Source organism: Aquamicrobium lusatiense (genome assembly GCF_014201615.1).
Classification (GTDB): domain Bacteria; phylum Pseudomonadota; class Alphaproteobacteria; order Rhizobiales; family Rhizobiaceae; genus Mesorhizobium; species Mesorhizobium lusatiense.
On sequence record NZ_JACHEU010000001.1, the window covers coordinates 586,328 to 604,761 of the forward strand.

Annotated in this window: 19 protein-coding genes; 12 read left to right on the forward strand and 7 right to left on the reverse strand. The window is 63.3% G+C overall.

Annotation, left to right across the window (positions count from 1 at the left end):
* The first annotated feature begins 17 nt into the window (after positions 1–17).
* Positions 18–731 carry a DNA polymerase III subunit epsilon gene (gene dnaQ, locus HNR59_RS02950; RefSeq protein ID WP_183825746.1) on the forward strand — a complete coding sequence of 238 codons (714 nt, stop codon included), beginning with the start codon at positions 18–20 and terminating at the stop codon, positions 729–731.
* 116 nt (positions 732–847) lie between these two features.
* Here the strand turns inward: dnaQ and secB are convergent, their stop codons facing one another.
* A complete protein-coding gene (secB, locus tag HNR59_RS02955; RefSeq protein ID WP_183825748.1) occupies positions 848–1,348 on the reverse strand; it encodes a protein-export chaperone SecB in 501 nt (166 codons plus the stop codon).
* 111 nt (positions 1,349–1,459) lie between these two features.
* Entirely contained in the window at positions 1,460–1,963 is a 504-nt protein-coding gene (locus tag HNR59_RS02960) for an FxsA family protein (protein ID WP_183825751.1), read from the reverse strand.
* Positions 1,964–2,150: 187 nt separating this feature from the next.
* On the opposite strand from HNR59_RS02960, the gene HNR59_RS02965 reads away from it, so the two are divergent.
* Genes HNR59_RS02965 through HNR59_RS02980 form a run of 4 tightly spaced genes read left to right on the forward strand, consistent with a single transcriptional unit; the run spans position 2,151 to position 4,915 of the window.
* Positions 2,151–2,849, forward strand: coding sequence for a Tim44/TimA family putative adaptor protein (locus HNR59_RS02965; protein ID WP_183825754.1), 699 nt, complete (start codon positions 2,151–2,153; stop codon positions 2,847–2,849).
* Positions 2,850–2,870: 21 nt separating this feature from the next.
* Positions 2,871–4,013 (forward strand): MltA domain-containing protein, encoded by a 1,143-nt coding sequence (mltA, locus tag HNR59_RS02970; protein WP_183825757.1) that lies wholly within the window; start codon positions 2,871–2,873, stop codon positions 4,011–4,013.
* Entirely contained in the window at positions 4,010–4,540 is a 531-nt protein-coding gene (locus HNR59_RS02975) for a Smr/MutS family protein (RefSeq protein WP_183825760.1), read from the forward strand. The genes mltA and HNR59_RS02975 overlap by 4 nt, the downstream gene beginning before the upstream one ends.
* A 6-nt stretch (positions 4,541–4,546) precedes the next feature.
* Positions 4,547–4,915 carry a helix-turn-helix domain-containing protein gene (locus tag HNR59_RS02980; protein ID WP_183825763.1) on the forward strand — a complete coding sequence of 123 codons (369 nt, stop codon included), beginning with the start codon at positions 4,547–4,549 and terminating at the stop codon, positions 4,913–4,915.
* Between the two features lie 27 nt (positions 4,916–4,942).
* On the opposite strand, the gene HNR59_RS02985 is transcribed toward HNR59_RS02980, so the two are convergent.
* Positions 4,943–6,529 (reverse strand): peptide chain release factor 3, encoded by a 1,587-nt coding sequence (locus HNR59_RS02985; RefSeq protein ID WP_183825766.1) that lies wholly within the window; start codon positions 6,527–6,529, stop codon positions 4,943–4,945.
* Positions 6,530–6,719: 190 nt separating this feature from the next.
* Here HNR59_RS02985 and dut point away from each other — a divergent pair, with 190 nt between their 5' ends.
* Positions 6,720–7,202, forward strand: a complete 483-nt coding sequence (gene dut / locus HNR59_RS02990) for a dUTP diphosphatase (protein ID WP_183825768.1) — start codon at positions 6,720–6,722, stop codon at positions 7,200–7,202.
* 44 nt (positions 7,203–7,246) lie between these two features.
* Here the strand turns inward: dut and HNR59_RS02995 are convergent, their stop codons facing one another.
* Together HNR59_RS02995 and HNR59_RS03000 are read right to left on the reverse strand one after the other, a co-directional pair.
* The gene (locus tag HNR59_RS02995; RefSeq protein WP_183825771.1) at positions 7,247–7,741 is read right to left on the reverse strand and encodes a universal stress protein; all 495 of its coding nucleotides are present in this window, start codon (positions 7,739–7,741) and stop codon (positions 7,247–7,249) included.
* 12 nt (positions 7,742–7,753) lie between these two features.
* Positions 7,754–9,265, reverse strand: coding sequence for an APC family permease (locus HNR59_RS03000; protein WP_183825774.1), 1,512 nt, complete (start codon positions 9,263–9,265; stop codon positions 7,754–7,756).
* A 1,011-nt stretch (positions 9,266–10,276) separates the two neighbouring features.
* On the opposite strand from HNR59_RS03000, the gene HNR59_RS03005 reads away from it, so the two are divergent.
* On the forward strand, positions 10,277–11,089 hold the full coding sequence (locus HNR59_RS03005) for an isocitrate lyase/PEP mutase family protein (RefSeq protein WP_183825777.1): 813 nt from the start codon (positions 10,277–10,279) through the stop codon (positions 11,087–11,089).
* 96 nt (positions 11,090–11,185) lie between these two features.
* Complete coding sequence (locus HNR59_RS03010) at positions 11,186–12,178, forward strand: adenosine kinase (protein WP_183825779.1); 993 nt, start codon at positions 11,186–11,188, stop codon at positions 12,176–12,178.
* A gap of 10 nt (positions 12,179–12,188) precedes the next feature.
* On the opposite strand, the gene proC is transcribed toward HNR59_RS03010, so the two are convergent.
* Together proC and hemA are read right to left on the reverse strand one after the other, a co-directional pair.
* A complete protein-coding gene (gene proC, locus HNR59_RS03015) occupies positions 12,189–13,004 on the reverse strand; it encodes a pyrroline-5-carboxylate reductase (RefSeq protein WP_183825781.1) in 816 nt (271 codons plus the stop codon).
* A 95-nt stretch (positions 13,005–13,099) separates the two neighbouring features.
* Positions 13,100–14,377 (reverse strand): 5-aminolevulinate synthase, encoded by a 1,278-nt coding sequence (hemA, locus tag HNR59_RS03020; RefSeq protein WP_183825784.1) that lies wholly within the window; start codon positions 14,375–14,377, stop codon positions 13,100–13,102.
* A gap of 214 nt (positions 14,378–14,591) precedes the next feature.
* On the opposite strand from hemA, the gene HNR59_RS03025 reads away from it, so the two are divergent.
* The 4 genes from HNR59_RS03025 (at position 14,592) to HNR59_RS03040 (ending at position 18,434) form a co-directional block, all read left to right on the forward strand.
* Positions 14,592–15,842 carry a D-amino acid dehydrogenase gene (locus HNR59_RS03025; protein WP_183825787.1) on the forward strand — a complete coding sequence of 417 codons (1,251 nt, stop codon included), beginning with the start codon at positions 14,592–14,594 and terminating at the stop codon, positions 15,840–15,842.
* Between the two features lie 85 nt (positions 15,843–15,927).
* Positions 15,928–16,527, forward strand: a complete 600-nt coding sequence (pncA, locus tag HNR59_RS03030; protein WP_183825790.1) for a bifunctional nicotinamidase/pyrazinamidase — start codon at positions 15,928–15,930, stop codon at positions 16,525–16,527.
* 58 nt (positions 16,528–16,585) lie between these two features.
* Positions 16,586–17,989 carry a sodium:proton antiporter gene (locus HNR59_RS03035; RefSeq protein WP_183831282.1) on the forward strand — a complete coding sequence of 468 codons (1,404 nt, stop codon included), beginning with the start codon at positions 16,586–16,588 and terminating at the stop codon, positions 17,987–17,989.
* Positions 17,990–18,008: 19 nt separating this feature from the next.
* Positions 18,009–18,434 (forward strand): hypothetical protein, encoded by a 426-nt coding sequence (locus HNR59_RS03040; RefSeq protein ID WP_183825794.1) that lies wholly within the window; start codon positions 18,009–18,011, stop codon positions 18,432–18,434.

Sequence of the window (18,434 nt, forward strand, 5' to 3'; positions counted from 1 at the left end):
CTCAGGAGAGCAAAACAGTGCGTGAAATCATATTCGATACGGAAACCACGGGGCTCGATTCACGCGAGGATCGCATCATCGAGATCGGTGGTATCGAGCTGCTGAACCGGTTTCCGACCGGGCGCACCTTTCACCACTACATCAATCCGCAGGGTCGCCAGATTCACCCCGATGCGCAGGCCGTGCATGGTATCAGCGCCGAGGATCTGGTGGGCAAGCCCGGCTTTTCCGACATTGCGGACGAATTCATGGGTTTTTTCGAAGGCGCGCGGCTGGTGGCCCACAACGCCAGTTTCGACATCAATTTCATCAACGCCGAACTGGCCCGCATCGGTCAGCCGCCGGTAGCGCCCGATCTGGTGGTCGACACGCTGGCACTTGCCAAGCGCAAGCACCCGATGGGCCCGAATTCGCTGGATGCGCTGTGCCGCCGCTACGGCATCGACAACAGCCACCGCACCAAGCACGGCGCGCTGCTCGACTCCGAGCTTCTGGCGGAAGTCTATATCGAGCTGATCGGCGGCAAGCAGGCAGCACTCGTGCTGGATGCGGCCGTCAAGACGGGTGTCGAACAGGTCCGCGCTGAAACCACCGAAGTGAAGATAAGCGCCCGCCCCTCGCCCCTGCCGCCGCGGCTGAGCGAGGCCGAACGTGCCGCCCATGCCGCGCTGGTTGAATCGATGGGTGAAAAGGCTCTCTGGCTTCAGGCCGCGGATCGAAGCGCATCCTGATCGGCATGCGTTCAAAACGCATTTATCTTATTGATTTTATTGAATTAATAAAATGTGAAGCCAACAAAAAACCCGGCGCGAGGCCGGGTTTTTGATAGTGCCGTTCTGGCGGTGGCTCAGCTCACCTGAACCTTGGAAGCAGCCTGATCCTCGGCGATCTTCTGCTGGAACATCTGCGCGAAATCGATCGGGTCGAGCATCAGCGGCGGGAAGCCGCCATTGCGGGTTGCGTCGGCAATGATCTGGCGCGCGAAGGGGAACAGCAGGCGCGGGCATTCGATGAACAGCAGCGGCAGCATGTGCTCCTGCGGGAAGCCGTCGATGTTGAAGACGCCGCCATAGAGAAGCTCGACATTGAACAGAACGTCTTTGTCGACGGTGGCCTTCGCGGTCAGCGACAGGTGCACGTCGAACTGCTTCTCCGAAAGCGGATTGGCGTTGACGTTGACGTTGATGGCAATGCCCGGAGCCTTGTCGCGGCCGCGCAGCGAATTCGGCGCGCCGGGGCTCTCGAAGGACAGATCCTTCACATACTGAGCCAGCACATTGAGCGTCGGCTGCTGCTGGGTTGCGGTGCCATTGCCGTTGCCGGCTTTCTTTTCATTCTCGTCGGCCATGAGCCCTGTTCCTGTTTTCGGACCGTGTGGCCCCGAGGTGGATTCGCGGGGTTGGCTATCACGGCAGGGCAGCCAAGACAAGGTTTTGGCTTTTTACCGGGAACGAAGCGGTTATTCGTCAGGAAGCCGCCGCCATGGCGAATTCTCATCCGGCTTGCCGTTTCTTCTGAAGTCTTCGCTGTCGAGATCGATCGTATGATCGTCCTGTTCGCGCCGGAAACCGCCCCTGGTGAACTGGCCCCCGCCGAACTGGCCGGCAACAACGACGCGGCGCCCCACAAGGCGCCAGAAAAGCGCGCGTACCGGCGGCAGAAGCACCAGAAGACCGATGATCGAGGTGATGAAGCCCGGGATGATGAGCAGGATGGCGGCGAGCACGCCCATGGCGCTGTTTGCCAGCTGCAGGCCGGGGTCATTGCCTGCTTCCACTGCCGAGCGCACCTTGTTCATGGCGCCGAGGCCCTGATAGCGAAGCAATATGCTGCCGGCGAGTGTGGACGCGATGACAAGGCCGACGGTAGCCAGCGCTCCGACCTGCTTGCCGACAACGACAAAGCCCGCGATCTCCGCCAGCGGCAGCAACAGAAAGAGCAGAGGAAAGAGAGAAACACGCAAATTTGTAACCGTTTGCTGGTCGTTTACGCTGGCGGCCTCATTTGCCGCTGGCACTGGACCCTACAGATAGGTATGCGTGCCTTTGATTTGAATGATTGTGTCTCGCGTTCTATATGTTTTGATAGGATGACGCCAGACGGGTGCTGTGCGTTGGTTACAGCCGAAAAAGGGATTGATTGGCGCGCGCATGGAATTCTTCGACTTCGGCACGATTTTCTTCATGATCGCGGCAGTGGTGATCTTCTTCCAGCTGCGCAATGTGCTCGGTCGCCGTACCGGCAGCGAACGTCCCCCCTTCGATCCTTATTCCTCCCGCAAGGCAGAAAAGCCGGCCGCCGCCGATGGGGACAATGTGGTGGCGCTGCCGCGCAAGCGCGGCGAAGCAGCTCCCGAAGCCTATGCCTCCATCGATGCGGTCGCCGCCCCCGGCAGCGAGCTGAACCGTGGCATGAGGGCGATTCGCGACAACGATGCCTCTTTCGATCCGAAGGGCTTCGTCGACGGCGCCAAGATGGCGTATGAAATGATCGTGATGGCCTATGCCGACGGCGACCGCAAATCGCTCAAGAACCTGCTGTCGCGCGAGGTCTATGACGGTTTCGTTGCCGCCATTTCGGATCGCGAGGCGCGGGGCGAGAAAATCCAGTCTTCCTTCGTCGGCATCGACAAGGCCGAGATCGTTTCCGCCGAGATGAAGGGCAGCGAAGCCCACGTCACGCTGCGCATCGTCAGCGAGCTGATTTCGGCGACGCGCGACAAGGCCGGCGAAATCATCGATGGCGACCCGGAAACGGTTGCCGAGGTCAAGGATGTGTGGACCTTCGCCCGTGACACCCGCTCGCGCGATCCGAACTGGAAGCTGGTCGCCACCGAAGCCGAAGACTGACCGACTGGGCGATTTCGTCCGGTGGCCGACAGGAAAGCCTCTTCGTTCAGCCCGGCCAGTTTCGGGACAATCCCCGGCTGGCAAACCGATGACCATCTGGCCGCTTTCGACGCTTTCCGCCGTTCAGCCCACCATGTTCTGACACGGCCCTACCGCAGCGGATCGCTGGGCATCCGCTTCGAGGCTTTCGCAGAGGCCTATCATCAGGCGCGTACCCTTTCGCCATCCAATCGCAGTGAGGCGCGTACTTTCTTTGAGCGCTGTTTCGTGCCGTTTCATGTGACGCCGGATCCCGGTGGTCACGGGGGCCATCGTGGATTCGTCACCGGCTTCTATGAGCCGCAGGTCGAAGCGTCGCCGGTCAGGACCGGACGCTTCACCGTACCGCTGCTGTCGCGTCCGCCCGACCTGATCGACATCGATGACGCCAATCGTCCCCACGGCATGGACCCCTATCTGGCCTTTGCGCGTGACACTGGGGCCGGGCCGGTCGAATATCATGACCGCGCGGCAATCGAGCAGGGCGCGCTGACGGGGCGCGGGCTCGAGATCGCCTGGCTGGAGAACAAGGTCGATGCCTTCTTCATCCATGTGCAGGGCGCGGCGCGGCTTGCCATGACGGATGGGCGCAATATCCGCGTCACCTATGCGGCCAAATCCGGCCAGCGCTTCACCGGTGCTGGCCGGGTGCTGGCCGATCTCGGTGAAATTCCGCTTTCCGAAGTCACCATGCAGTCGATCCGCGCGTGGTTCCGCAGCAATCCCGGCCGGGTGGACGAGATATTGTGGCAAAACCGCTCCTATATCTTCTTCCGTGAGGCTTCGGTGGACGACCCGGAGCTCGGCCCTGTCGCTGCGGCCAAGGTGCCGCTGACGCCCGGCCGCTCTGTCGCGGTGGACCGCCTGCTGCATACGTTCGGGACCCCTTTTTTCATCGACGCACCGGAACTGACCGTTTTCGAGGGAAAGCCGTTCCGGCGGCTGATGATCGCGCAGGATACCGGATCGGCCATCGTCGGACCGGCGCGAGGCGATCTGTTCGCGGGTTCGGGGCATGCGGCGGGCGAGATTGCCGGAGTGGTGCGCCATCAGGCCGATTTTTATGCCCTTGTGCCGCGGCCGCTTGCAGATCATTTCTCATCCATTACGGATGCGAATCGATGACGCGACGGCCGCAAAAGACATTGAGCGACGAGGATCGGGTTCTGTGGGGCCTGGTGGCACGCTCGGCTGTGCCGCTGAAAGGCCGCGCGCAGCCGCCGCCCATCGATGTGGCGGAGCCGGCGGCGATTGCGCCCCCTGCGCCCTCACCTTCCGGTCCGATTTCTCAGCCACAGGCCAAGGCCAGCCTCCCTGCGGCGCCGCGCAGCCTCGACCGCCCCACCCTCGACAAGCTCGCCAGGGGGCGTCTGCCGATCGAGGGGCGCGTCGATCTTCATGGCATGACGCAGGATGAGGCCTATTCGCTGCTGTTCTCCTTCCTCCACCGCGCCCATGCGGGAGGGCTGCGCTATGTTCTGGTCATCACCGGCAAGGGCTCGTCGTCCGGCGGCGACGGCGTGTTGCGCCGTTCTGTTCCGGCATGGCTGGCAACGCCGGCCTTTCGCATGTTCGTGTCGAGCCATGAGCATGCGGCGCGTCATCATGGTGGCTCGGGAGCGATCTACGTGCGCCTGCGCAGGACAAGGTAAGGGCAGATGACGCCGCTGGGCGAAAAAATCCGCGAGCTGCGGCAGGAGCGCGGCGCCAGCCAGAAGGAGATGGCGGCGGCCATCGGGGTCAGCCCCGCCTATCTGTCGGCGCTGGAGCATGGGCGGCGCGGCGCGCCGAGCTGGACCCTGATCCAGAAGATCATCGGCTATTTCAACATCATCTGGGATGAAGCGGAGGAGTTCCAGCGCATCGCGCAGGCTTCGCATCCGCGTGTGAAGGTCGACACCTCCGGCCTGTCGCCGGCCGCCACCGAGCTCGCCAACCTGCTGGCGGAAAACATCGCGCGCATGGACGAGGCGGAACTGCGCGCCATCACCGCCCGTATCCGCGAGGTTCTGGCGCGCCGCCGGTAAATAGCCGCTCGGCTGGCGTGCAGGAAATCAGGCGTCGCGGATCTGATAGTCCTTCACCGCCGTGAAGCGGATCGCCTTCCAGCGTTCGGCCTCATAGTTGAGCGAAAACTCGTGCTGGGCGAGGAACACCGGATCGTCATCGAGGTCGCGGGCGATGTCGCCGCGATGCGCCTCGACGAAGCGGTTCAGCTCCGCCTTTTCATCGGCGTCGATCCAGCGGCAGACGGAAAAGCGCGAAATCTCGAAATCGACCGGCAGGCCGTATTCGATGTTGAGCCGCTCCTTCAGCACGTCGAGTTGCAGCGCGCCGACCACGCCGACGATTGCCGGCGAGCCGTCTTCCGGAGAAAACAGCTGCACGACGCCCTCTTCCGCCATCTGGTGGAGCGCGTCCTTGAGCTTCTTGGCCTTCATGGCGTCGCCGAGGCGTACGCGGCGCAGGATTTCCGGCGCGAAGTTCGGCACGCCGCGGAACAATATGTCCTCGCCCTCGGTCAGCGTGTCGCCGATGCGCAGCGTGCCGTGGTTGGGAATGCCCACCACGTCGCCGGCATAGGCCTCGTCGGCGGTGATGCGCGAACGGGCAAAGAAGAACTGCGGCGCCGACAGCGACATCGGCTTGCCGGTGCGCACCAGCTTGGCCTTCATGCCGCGCTGAAGCACGCCCGAGCACACGCGCACGAAAGCGATGCGGTCGCGGTGGTTCGGGTCCATATTGGCCTGGATCTTGAAGACGAAGGAGGTCATCTTGTCTTCTGTGGCCTCGACCGTGCGGGTGTCGGCTTCCTGCGCGCGCGGCGGCGGGCCGAAGGCGCCGAGCGCCTCGATCAGGTCGCGCACGCCGAAATTGCGCAGCGCCGAGCCGAAATAGACGGGCGTGAGGTGGCCTTCAAGGAAAGCGTCGCGATCGAAGGGACGGCAGGCTTCGCGCGCGAGTTCCGTTTCCTCGATGAAGGCCGCGCGGTCGTTTTCCGGCAAAAGGCCGGCGGCACGGTTGGAATCCGGGCCATGCACGGCGGTTCGTTCGGTTTCCGCATCGCCGCGGCGCACCGCGTTTTCTGCCAGATGATAGGTGCCGGCAAAAGTCTTGCCCTGCCCGATCGGCCAGGTCACGGGTGCGGTGTCGAGGGCGAGCTTCTCCTCGATCTCGTCGAGAATCTCGAAGGTGTCGCGGGCCTCGCGGTCCATCTTGTTGACGAAGGTGATGATGGGAATGTCGCGCAGGCGGCAGACTTCGAACAGCTTGAGCGTCCGTGGCTCGATACCGCGCGCGGCGTCGATGACCATCACTGCGGCATCGACGGCCGACAGGGTTCTGTAAGTATCGTCGGCGAAGTCCTCGTGGCCCGGCGTGTCGAGCAGGTTGAAGACGTTGTCGCCATATTCGAAGGTCATCACCGAGGTGACGACCGAGATGCCGCGCTCGCGCTCGATCTTCATCCAGTCGGAGCGGGTCTGGATCTTGTCCTTCTTGGCCTTGACCTCGCCGGCAAGCTGGATGGCGCCGCCGAACAAAAGCAGCTTTTCCGTCAGCGTCGTCTTGCCCGCGTCCGGGTGCGCGATGATCGCGAATGTCCGGCGGCGCTTCACCGCCTCTTGAATCGTCTCTGCCATGTCAGGAATCCCGTCTGGTGGCGGGCTTCTAGCAATAACGGAGAAGGCTGTCGAACATAAATGGTTCGGGTAGACTGCATATGCGGCACTGGTCTATTCGCAAGGCCTGCTGTAAGCGGAACCGCCGGGGCGTATCGCCGTTGAGGTGGCACCCCTGCCCTGCCCGATCAGTCTCGATAGGATTTGCGCCATGTCCTCCTCCCAGCCCGCTTCCGTGATTGGCCCCACCGTTGGCTTCGTGCGCCTGCCGCATGCCGCCGATCTGCCCTTGCCCGCCTATGAAAGCAGGGGCGCGGCCGGCATGGATCTGCGCGCGGCGATCCCCGAGGATCGGTCCATCCTCATCCTGCCCGGCAAGCGGGCGCTGGTGCCGACCGGCCTGATCATGGAAATCCCCGAGGGCATGGAAGGTCAGGTCCGCCCGCGCTCCGGCCTTGCGCTGAAGCACGGCATCACCTGCCTGAACACGCCCGGCACCATCGACAGCGACTATCGTGGCGAGGTGCAGGTGCTGCTGGTCAATCTCGGCGATGAGGATTTCTCCGTCAGCCGCGGCATGCGCATCGCCCAGATCATTTTCGCACCCGTCACGCAGGTGCGCACCGAGGAGCGCACGCTGGCCAGCGATACATCGCGCGGCTCCGGCGGGTTTGGCTCGACCGGAACCGCCTGAGCCACCCGGTTTCGATTGCCGGAGCAAGCTTTCTAAAAAAAGCCTCAGATCGGCCCGGAGGGGCCGACCAGATGCACGGGGATATGCGCCCGCGCCAGCACGCGATAGGGTTCCTGGCTCCACATCATGCTGCGGATGAGCCAGGGCCTTTTCGGGTCCGTGCCCATGATGATGGACCGGCAGTTCTGCCGCCTTGCCTCATTCAGGATGCTCTTGCCGGGATTGCGGGTGGTGACGATGTGGCCATCGGCATCCACGCCCGCTTTCTCGAGCTCGCCTATGGCCCACCGGACATTGTCCTGCTGCTCGGCCATCTCGTTTTTGCTGGGACGCAGGCCCGGATTGGGCAGGCCGAAGCTGGTGCCCCACAGGCGTGCAATGGTCAGAACCCGCGCCTGGCCGCCCCCATCCCGAAGCATGCGGACGGCCGTTTCGATCACATCCGCGCTGAACCGCCGCCCTTCCGAGGCAATCAGCACCCGCTGTGCGACCTGCGGATCGCACGCCCGTGGCGAGCGCCTGAAAAGGTTGCGGATCATACGCTGCGCTCCTCAGTTGCCCGACGTGGCCATTTCTGCGGCCGCGTAGCCGTTTCGGGCATCTTCCCACTTCCGGTACCAGTAGAGTGGCAGGTACATGAACGTCGCCGCTATGCCGAGGAAGTAGTAGATCGCCTGACCGCCGATGTAGGAGTAGATGATGCCACCACACAGCCACACGAAGAAATACAGCGCTGCCAGCGCCAGAGCGATGTATTTGAAATACTCCGGCAGCCGGAACGGGCGATGCACGTTGGGGCGGTCCTTGCGCAGCAGATAATAGGCGATCAGCACCGGCACGAACGAACCGAGATATCCGACGTTGGAGAAGGAGTAGATCTCGATCGCCCCGCCCATGAAGGCGATGAGCAGACTGGCGCCGACATTGGTCATCATGGCGCGGTCCGGCACGTGATACCTGTTCAGATGCTGGTAGAAGCGCGGAAACTGCCCATCCAGCGACATCTGATAGAGCGAGCGCGAGCAGCCCATCAGCGAGTTCAGGGCTGAGAGCACCAGAGCGATGATCAGCATGATCGCCATCAGCCATTCCATCACCGCTCCGGCCACACCGGGGAAGATGTTGCTGGCGAAGGTGACGAACATCGTCTTCGGATCGACAAGGGCAGGGTCCGAGATGGCCTGTGCGCCCAGCACAACGACGAACGAAACCGGCAGCATCGTGTAGACGAACACGCCGTAACCGCCCTCGAGCGTCATGGCGATACGGGCATCGCGGCCGGGGTTCCTGCACTCGCCGATGTAGCAGGCCGCCGCTTCATAGGCGATCACGGTCCACAACAGCGGGAAGGCATAGGCGATGTACATGATCCATGCCGGATACCCGCCGACGGGATCGAAGAAGCTCGATCCGTCGAGATGCGGGAAACCGGCAAGCTCGCTCCAGTTGGCGGCATCGAGGTTGAAGATGAAGCCGATCGACAAAAAAGTGAGCGGGATCATCGACAGAACCGCCAGTATAGTCGCCATCGAAGTGCCGAAGCGGATGCCGAGATAGGCGGGAATCGACAGGATGATCAGCCCGACCGCCGTGATGCCCAGCGTCCAGTACGGAATGAAGGTGCTGATCGGCGTGATCCCCTGCGTCGCGTCCAGCCCGAACAGGTGGGTGATGTAGAACGAGGCGAGGATCATGTTGAGCGGTGCCACGGGCATCCATCCCACCCAGTACATCCAGGCAGTGACGCCGTTTACATGCGGCGCCAGCCGCGGCCAGCGGTTCCTGTAGGCCGGATAGGCATAGGATGGAGACCCGCCGGTACGGCCCGGCATCATCGCCGACAGTTCCGCCAGCAGAAGACACAGCAGAACGCCGGTCAGTGTGAAAAAGGTGATGAAGGGAATGTAGGATGCGCCGAATACGGTCAGGAAGGCCGGCGCAGCACCGGTTACAAGGATGGTTCCGGCAAGACCGATGACAAAGGCGCCCCACCAGTTCGTGCCGGTCTGAAGATTGCCCTGCTCGTATTCAAGGACGTCGGTGGCTCCTCCGCTCGGGCTCATCTTGCGTCCTCCCTCACGGCCGGGCGTCGCATCGACGGGCTGGTGTGAGCCGGGCATCCGGCGGTCGCCATGGGTCCGGCCATCGCGATGAAGATGGCATGCTGTGGATCGGTAAAAGTCATCGAGTGTCCTCCTCCTCCTGACTTGTACGTGGTCGTTTTCTTCTGTTCTTACCTGCCTGCTCTGCTGGAGTTCGGCGCTCTCGCGGCCGCGGTCCGGGACTCCAGAAACACATCTGCCGGGCTGCCGGTCACAGCCCCTGCACCGGTTTTCGAAGCAAAAAAAGCCCCCCGCGCTCCAACGTGGTTGCGAGCGCGTCTGGCAGCTGCGAAGTCCGGCATTCCCATGCATCGGCCCGATCGGATTGGCTGTCTGCGTGTTCTGACGCGAACACGACCTTGCCGGTGTCGCAACAATGCGATCCCGGCAGGACAGCCAGGGCAATACGGGCCATGCAGATGTGACCGCGGGCGGATCTCGGACGGAGGTCCCCCTTAAGGGAACGCTCCCGTTTTACCTGCTTTCAAAGGGGCTGCGCGCGATGGTGCGCAACGGCCTTTTCAGGCAGGTTCCGGATGTCCGCTTCCGATCCGTAATTCATTCCTCCCCTTCGACAAACCACGGGTAATGAATCGAAGAACCGTTATGTGTCGGATGAAGTTGTTTTTCCATTCTTGATTCATTTTAAGAAAAAACATTTCATATGATGCAATCAGGTCACAAGGTCACCCCGATGTCAACCGGATATTGCCGTTGCGGAAAATCCGGATTTTCCCGAAATGAAATCAGGATTAAGTATCTGAATATAATATATATTTTTCTCGTCATAAAACGGGCGACACGCATCCCGCCTGTTCCGGAGCCTGGGTGAGTTCGGCTAAATGGTGAAGGCCGGTGGCTCAAAATGCCGGCATCAGGGCGTTTGTTGCAGGAAGTACAATTCTGATTTGCCGTGCCGTTTTTCACTCGCTAGGATCGATTTGAACCGATCATGTCCGGGCGAGCGTTGCTATGGAAAATATCTCCGACAAGGGCGCGGTTTTTCGCGAACTGCACGCTTCAACCTTCGTAATCCCCAATCCGTGGGATGTGGGTACGGCAAGGCTTCTGCAATCGCTGGGCTTCCGGGCGCTTGCAACGACCAGCGCGGGCTTCGCCTTCTCGCGGGGCCTGCCGGATGGAGGCGTCAGCTTCGAGGCCATGATTGCCCACTGCCGGGAGATCGTCGGGGCGACGGACCTGCCGGTCTCGGCGGATCTGGAAAAGGGCAAGGGTGACAGTCCCGAAAGTGCGGCTGAAACGGTGTTCGCGGCGGCAGCGGCGGGGCTTGCGGGCTGTTCGCTGGAGGACTTTTCCGGCGACGAAGACAGGCCGATCTATGAATTTTCCCACGCGGTCGAGCGTGTGGCGGCGGCGGTCGAAGCGGCGCGGGCTCTCAAGAACGATTTCGTGTTCACCGCCCGGGCCGAGAATTTCCTGCATGGCGTTCCCGATCTGGACGATACGATCAGGCGGCTTCAGGCTTTCGGGAACGCGGGAGCCGATGTTCTCTACGCGCCGGGGCTCGCCGACATCGGCCAGGTGCGCACGCTGTGCGCCGCTCTGGAGAAGCCGGTCAACGTGCTGGCAAATCCCGCCTTCACCGTTGCCGCTCTCGCCGATGCCGGGGCAAAACGCATTTCGCTCGGCTCGAAGCTGACCACCTGCGCTTTCGGCGCTGTGGAAAGGGCGGCAAGGGAAATTCTGGAAAGCGGCACCTTCGCCTTCGTCCGCGAGGCCATGGACTTCGACCGTCTGCAGGAAATGTTCCAGCCACTCGATTGATCGCCCCACCCGCTATGCAAACCCATCCTGATGATCTACCACCGGCCAGCCTTCTGGCTGCCTGAAGACAAATCTGCCCGCATCGGAGAGGACTGCATGCCGGACTATGACGTGTTGTGCATCGGCAATGCCATTGTCGATATCATTGCCCAGAGCGACGAAAGCTTCCTTACCGAGAACGGCATCATCAAGGGTGCGATGAACCTCATCGATGCCGAACGCGCCGAACAGCTCTATGCGCGCATGGGGCCCGCGGTGGAAGCCTCCGGCGGATCGGCCGGCAACACAGCGGCGGGCATCGCCAGCTTCGGCGGCAGGGCGGCTTTCTGCGGCAAGGTGGCCGACGATCATCTCGGCGGCATCTATGCGCATGACATCCACGCGCTCGACGTGGCCTTCGACACCGCGCCGCTTGCCGGCACGCCGCCCACGGCGCGCTGCATGATTTTCGTCACGCCCGATGGCGAGCGTTCGATGAACACCTATCTCGGCGCCTGCGTGGAGTTCGGGCCGGAGGATATCGAGCCTGAAAAGATCTCCGGTTCGAAAGTCGTCTATTTCGAAGGCTATCTGTGGGACCCGCCGCGCGCAAAGGAAGCGATGCGCGAGGCGGCGCGGATTGCCCATGAAGCGGGGCGGGAAGTGGCGATGACGCTCTCCGACAGCTTTTGCGTCGACCGCTACCGCGACGAGTTTCTGGAGCTGATGCGCAGCGGCACAGTCGACATCGTTGTGGCCAACGACCATGAGATCAAGGCGCTTTACCAGACCGCCTCTTTCGACACCGCGCTGGAGGCCCTGCGCAGGGATTGCAGGCTTGCCGCCGTCACCCGCTCCGAACAGGGTTCGGTGATCGTGCGGGGCGACGAAACCGTGAAGATCGATGCCATTGCGATCCGCGAACTGGTCGACACCACCGGCGCCGGTGATCTCTATGCCGCCGGTTTCCTGTTCGGCTACACGCAGGGTCGGTCGCTGGAAGACAGCGGCAGGCTGGGATCGCTCGCCGCCGGGCTCGTCATCCAGCAGGTCGGCCCCCGCCCGCGCCAGAACCTGCGCGAAGAGGCAGAGCAGGCCGGGCTGCTTTAAGCAGCCTGCCTCAGCTTCCAAGCTCGATTGAACGCCTGCGCGCGGCATCGACAGTTTCGGTGATCAGGCGCGTGAGGGCTTCGTCGCCCATCAGCACATCGAGCCCGGCGGCGGTCGTGCCCTTGTGGCTCGTCACCTGCTGGCGAAGAACACCGGGCTCCTCGCTGCTCGTCGCAGCCATGGTCGCGGCGCCATAGACGGTCTGTACAGCAAGCCGTGCGGCCGTTTCCGCCGGCAGGCCGGCAGTCCTGGCGGCAGCGATGAGCGCTTCGATGAAGTGGAACACATAGCCGGGGCCGGAGCCGGAAACGGCTGTCACCGCATCCATCAGCCTCTCGTCGTCGACCGAGGCCACCTCGCCGCTGGCAGCCAGCAGGCCGGCGACGAAATCGCGCGCCTTGTCACTGACATGGCCATTGGCGAAGACCACCATCATGCCCTTGCCGATGGCGGCCGGCAGGTTGGGCATGCAGCGGATGACGGGGGTCTTTTCGCCGAGAATGCTCTCGAAGGTAGCGACGCTGGTGCCGGCGGCGATGCTGACGAAGGTGGTCGCACCATTGCCGAAGCGCGCATAGCCGGCCAGAACATCGCGGATCGCCTGCGGCTTGACCGCGATCACCACGATTTTGGGAAAAATGTCGGCCGGCAGCCCCTCAGTGCCTGCAACCGCGGCGCAGCCCAGAGCCGCCGCTTTGGCGCGCAAGTCCTCGTTCGGCTCCACCACCACGACTTCAGTTGGCGCGATCCGGCCGGAACCGATCCAGCCCGACAACATGGCGCGGCCCATATGGCCGCAGCCGACGAGAACAAGCTTTGCAGTCATCCTGATCCTCCGAACTGACCCGCGTTCTTAACCCGGCCAGCTTCGGCTGGAAAGGCGGTTGACGCAGAGGAGCCCGAGGTTCGGCCCGCCCATGCTCAGCCCCCTGACTGGGGCACCAGGAGCGGCACGATGCGCTCGCTGGTGCTGACCTGCGGGCTCTCCACCTTGCCATATGGGATGCCCAGAGCATTCCAGGTTTCCACCAGCGCGTCGCGCAGTTCGAGGATCAGCGCGTCGGAATGGAAAGGCGTCGGCGTGATGCGCAGGCGCTCGGTGCCGCGCGGCACGGTCGGGTAGTTGATCGGCTGGATGTAGATGCCATGGACGCCGAGCAGCCGGTCGCTCGCCATCTTGCACAGCTCGGGATCGCCCACCAGCACCGGCACGATATGGGTCGCGGACGGCATCACCGGCAGGCCGGCATCGCCGAGGATCTGCTTGGCGCGCGCCGCCTGCCGCTGCTGGGCGTCGCGCTCCTCCTGCGAGGATTTGAGATGGCGGATCGAGGCGGTCGCCGCCGCCGCCAGCGCCGGGGGCAGGGCGGTGGTGAAGATGAAGCCCGGCGCATAGGAGCGCACGGCGTCGATCACCGCGCTGGTGCCGGTGATGTAGCCGCCCAGCGTGCCGAACGCCTTGGCAAGCGTGCCCTCGATGATGTCGATGCGGTCGGCCAGTCCCTCGCGCTCGGTGATACCGCCGCCGCGCGGGCCGTACATGCCCACTGCATGGACCTCATCAATATAGGTCATGGCGTTGTACTTCTCGGCAAGGTCGGCGATCTCCCGGATCGGCGCGATGTCGCCGTCCATGGAATAGACGCTTTCGAACACGATCAGCTTGGCGCGCTCGCGCCCGGCGGCCTGAAGCAGGCTTTCCAGATGGCCGACGTCGTTGTGGCGGAAGATGCGCTTTTCAGCGCCCGAGCGCCGCACGCCCTCGATCATCGAGGCGTGGTTGAGCTCGTCCGACAGGATCAGGCAATTGGGCAGAAGCCGCGCGATGGTGGAGATCGCCGCCTCGTTGGAGACGAAGCCGGAGGTGAAGACGAGCCCGGCTTCCTTGCCGTGCAGGTCGGCCAGTTCCCGTTCCAGCTCGACCAGCGGATTGCTGGTGCCGGAAATGTTGCGGGTGCCGCCGGCGCCCGAGCCCATGCGGCCGGCAGCGTCCTGGAAGGCGCTGACGACGGCCGGGTGCTGGCCCATGCCCAGATAATCGTTCGAGCACCAGACCGTGATCTCGCGCGTGTCGGCGCCGGTGCGCCACAGGGCGCGTGGAAACTTGCCGACCATGCGTTCCAGATCGGCGAACACGCGGTAGCGGCGCTCGGCATGTAACTGGTCGATGGCGTCTTCGAAGAACCTTTGATAGTTCATTTTCGGGTCCCGTTGGAGCAATTCCGGGAAACGAACGAAACGGCTTTCCGTACGGAATTGCGCATGACAATGAGGAAGGCAGTATCGCAATTTCAAGGAAAGCGGACTGCTCAGGTTGATGCGATCATAATGCCGGCGGCCTTTGGCGTCCACGCAAGCCGTTCGGTCAAAATGCCACGCCTGCGGTGACGGGCGCGGCCAAAGAGGTGCGGGCATGAGGATACTGGTTCTTGGGGCGGGCGCGGTCGGCACGGCGGCGGCATATTACCTTGCCCGCGACGGCCATGAAGTGACGGTGATCGAGCGCCATGCGGTGCCGGCCTCCGGCACCAGCTACGCCAATGGCGGGCTGGTCTCGCCGGGCGACGCCACCGCATGGGCCTCGCCGGAAGCGCTGAAGACCTTCGTGCGCGGCATGTTCAACCATGATCTCGGCATCCGGGTGCGGCTCGGCCGCGATCCTTATCTGTTCGCCTGGGGTCTGCGTTTCCTGCGCCAGTGCACGCAGGCCCGCAAACGCGCCAACACTCTTCCGAAGCTGCGGCTCGCCCTTTATTCGCGCGACAGCATCAATGCCCTGTCGGACGAAACCGGCATCACCTATGACGACCGGCGCAAGGGCATCCTCTATCTGTCGCGCAGCCGCGAAAGCCTAGACGCGGCGGCACGAAACTATGGGTTCCTCGCCGATCACGGCCTGCCGATCGAGGTTGTCGATCCGGAGCGGATGGCCGGGATCGATCCGGGCCTTGCCGGCGCGCGGCATCATTTTGCCGGCGCCATCTATTCCCCGACCGACCAGACCGGTGATTCGCGCCTGTTCGCGACGCGGCTGGCAACCTATGCGACTGAGAAACTCGGCGTCGATTTCCGCTTCAACACCACGGTCGAAGGGCTCGATACCGAGGGTGATGCGGTGCGGGCGGTGCGCACGGATGCCGGGCCGTTCACCGCCGACAACGTGGTTCTCGCCATGGGGCCGGAGAGCGGGTTGCTCGGCCGCCGTCACGGGCTCGACCTGCCGATCTATCCGGTCAAGGGCTATGCGGCGACCATTCCGCTGGAGGACGAAGGCAAGGGCCCGACCATGGGCGGCGCGGACGAGGACCGCTACGTCGCCTATTCGCGCCTCGGCAACCGGCTGCGGCTGTCCTGCACGGCCGAATTCACCGGCTTCGACCGGACGTTCCGGAAGCAGGATTTCGCGCCCATGTTCCGCACCGCGCACGAGCTTTTCCCCGGCGCCTTCGATGAAGCGAAAGCCGAACTGTGGGCGGGCCTGCGCCCCATGATGCCCAGATCCGTTCCGGTTCTGGGGCGCGCGCGCTACCGCAACCTCTACCTCGACACCGGCCACGGTCATCTCGGCTGGACGCTTGCCGCGGGCTCCGGCCGGCTGCTGGCGGATCTGGTTGCCGGGCGTTCGCCTGAGATCGACACCGAGGGTCTGCTCTACGGGAATTGACCGCCGCAGGTCCGATTTCGGTTGACGGGCGTGGCCATGTGGTCATGTTACGGCTCTCGCGAATTCCGTCGTTTCAGGAGGCACCATGGCTGACGAAGCGCTTGTCGTCATCGATCTGCAGAACGATTTCTGCCCGGGTGGAGCGCTGGCGGTTGCCGGCGGGGACGAGATCGTGCCGCTGGTCAACGATCTCATTCGCAGCGCCGATCATGTCATCATGACGCAGGACTGGCACCCGGCGGGGCATTCCAGCTTCGCCTCCAGCCATCCGGGGCATCAGCCCTACCAGAGCGTCACCATGCCCTATGGCGAGCAGACGCTGTGGCCCGATCACTGCATCCAGGGCAGCCGCGGCGCGGAGTTCCATACCGGCCTTGCCTGGGCAAAGGCCGAGCTTGTCATCCGCAAGGGTTTCCGTCCGGCCATCGACAGCTATTCCGCCTTCTTCGAGAACGACCGCACCACGCCGACCGGCCTTGCCGGCTACCTGCGCGAACGCGGCATCGGCTCGATCACGCTCGCCGGCCTCGCCACGGATTTCTGCGTCGCCTATTCGGCGCTGGATGCGGTGAAGCTCGGCTTTTCCGCCACGGTGCGGCTCGCCGCATGCCGTGGCATCGATCTCAATGGCTCGCTCGACGCCATGACCGGCAGGATGCGCGACGCCGGCGTCACCCTGCTCTGACGCTTAAAATCCGACAGATCCGACACAGAACAAGGAGAACCGGGTGAACGCTGCTGCAATGCGAATGGCCGTCCTCGTGCTGGCGGGACTTTCCGCCACTCCCGCCCTTGCGGCGGAAGCGCTGCCGGGCGCGCAGATGTCGCTGTGGTGGGCGCTGCCCTTCGCCGGCCTGCTCCTGTGCATCGCCACCGGGCCGCTGCTGTTCCACCATTTCTGGGAGCATCACTATGGCAAGATCGCCGCCGTGTGGGCCGCCCTGGTGATCGTACCGCTGGCGGCTTCCTATGGCGTTGCGGCGGCAGGCGAGGCGGTGCTGCATGCCATGCTGCTGGAGTACATGTCGTTCATTATCCTCCTGTTTGCGCTGTTCACCATTTCGGGCGGCATCCTGATTTCCGGCAACATTCACGGCACGCCGCTGTTCAATGCCGGCCTGCTTCTGGTCGGCTCCATCCTCGCCTCGGTGATCGGCACCACCGGCGCCTCGATGATCCTGATCCGGCCCATCATCCGCGCCAACGACAACCGGCCCTTCAACGCCCATGTCGTGGTGTTCTTCATCTTCCTTGTGTCGAACATCGGCGGCTCGCTGACGCCGCTGGGCGACCCCCCGCTGTTCGTCGGCTTCCTGCGCGGCGTCGACTTCTTCTGGACCACCGTGCATCTGTTGCCCGATACGCTTTTCGTCGGCGGTCTGGTGCTTGCCATCTTCTTCGTGCTCGACACCATCCTCTACAGGCGCGAGCAGCGCGCACCGAAGATCAAGGATCCGACGCCGGATTCGAAAGTGCGCATCCTCGGCCTCGTCAACATTCCGCTGCTGGCCGGCGTCATCGGCGCCATTCTCATGTCGGCGGCGTGGAAGCCGGGCGTCGAGTTCACCATTCAGGGCGTGCATGTCGAGCTGCAGAACCTCGTGCGCGACGCCATCATCGTGGCGCTGGCGTTGATTTCGCTGGTGGTGTCGCCGAAAAAATACCGTTCCGCCAACGGCTTCAACTGGGAGCCGATCCTCGAGGTGGCGAAGCTGTTCGCGGCGATCTTCATCTGCATCGTGCCGGTGGTGGCGATCCTGCGCGCCGGCATGGACGGAGCGCTCGCCCCGCTCGTCGCGCTGGTGACGACGGCTTCGGGCCAGCCCAACGACATGGCCTATTTCTGGATGACCGGCATCCTGTCGTCCTTCCTCGACAACGCACCGACCTATCTAGTGTTCTTCGAGCTGGCCGGCGGCAACCCGCAGGAGCTGATGACCACCTTCGCCACCACGCTGGCGGCTATCTCGGCCGGCGCGGTGTTCATGGGGGCCAACACCTATATCGGCAACGCGCCGAACTTCATGGTCTATGCCATCGCCCGCAACCAGGGTGTCCGCATGCCGGGCTTCTTCGGTTACATGCTGTGGTCAGGCGTGGTGCTGCTGCCCATCTTCGTCCTGTCGAGCTTCATCTTCTTTGGGTAGGGGCACTTCCGGAAGAAAGGTGAAACTGCGCCGGTCATCGCCGGTCGCGGCGGTTCTGGCCGGTGTTCTTGCAGTTTCGGCAACGATGTCGTTCGCGCAGGAAAGCCGGATATGGCCGGATACGAGCTCGGGAACGATGGAGTTCGCCCCGGTCGGAGCCGTCGACTACAGCATCGGTTACGCCAGTGTCGGCTACGATCATTTCGAGACGGAAATCATGGTCTCATGGCGCGATCGCGGGGAGAGGACGCAGCTTTTGTTCAGCGGCATTCAGGACAAGCCGCCGGCACAGATGACGGCCAGAGGCAACCTTCTGTGTGTCGTCGCGCAATATTGCGCGCGCTATCAGGACGTCTGTTCAGCGCTGGCGACCTGCTACGCATATGATGCCGGACAAAAGCAGTTCGTCGAAGAGGATGCCGAAGGGGAAGCCGTCCCGCGCTGA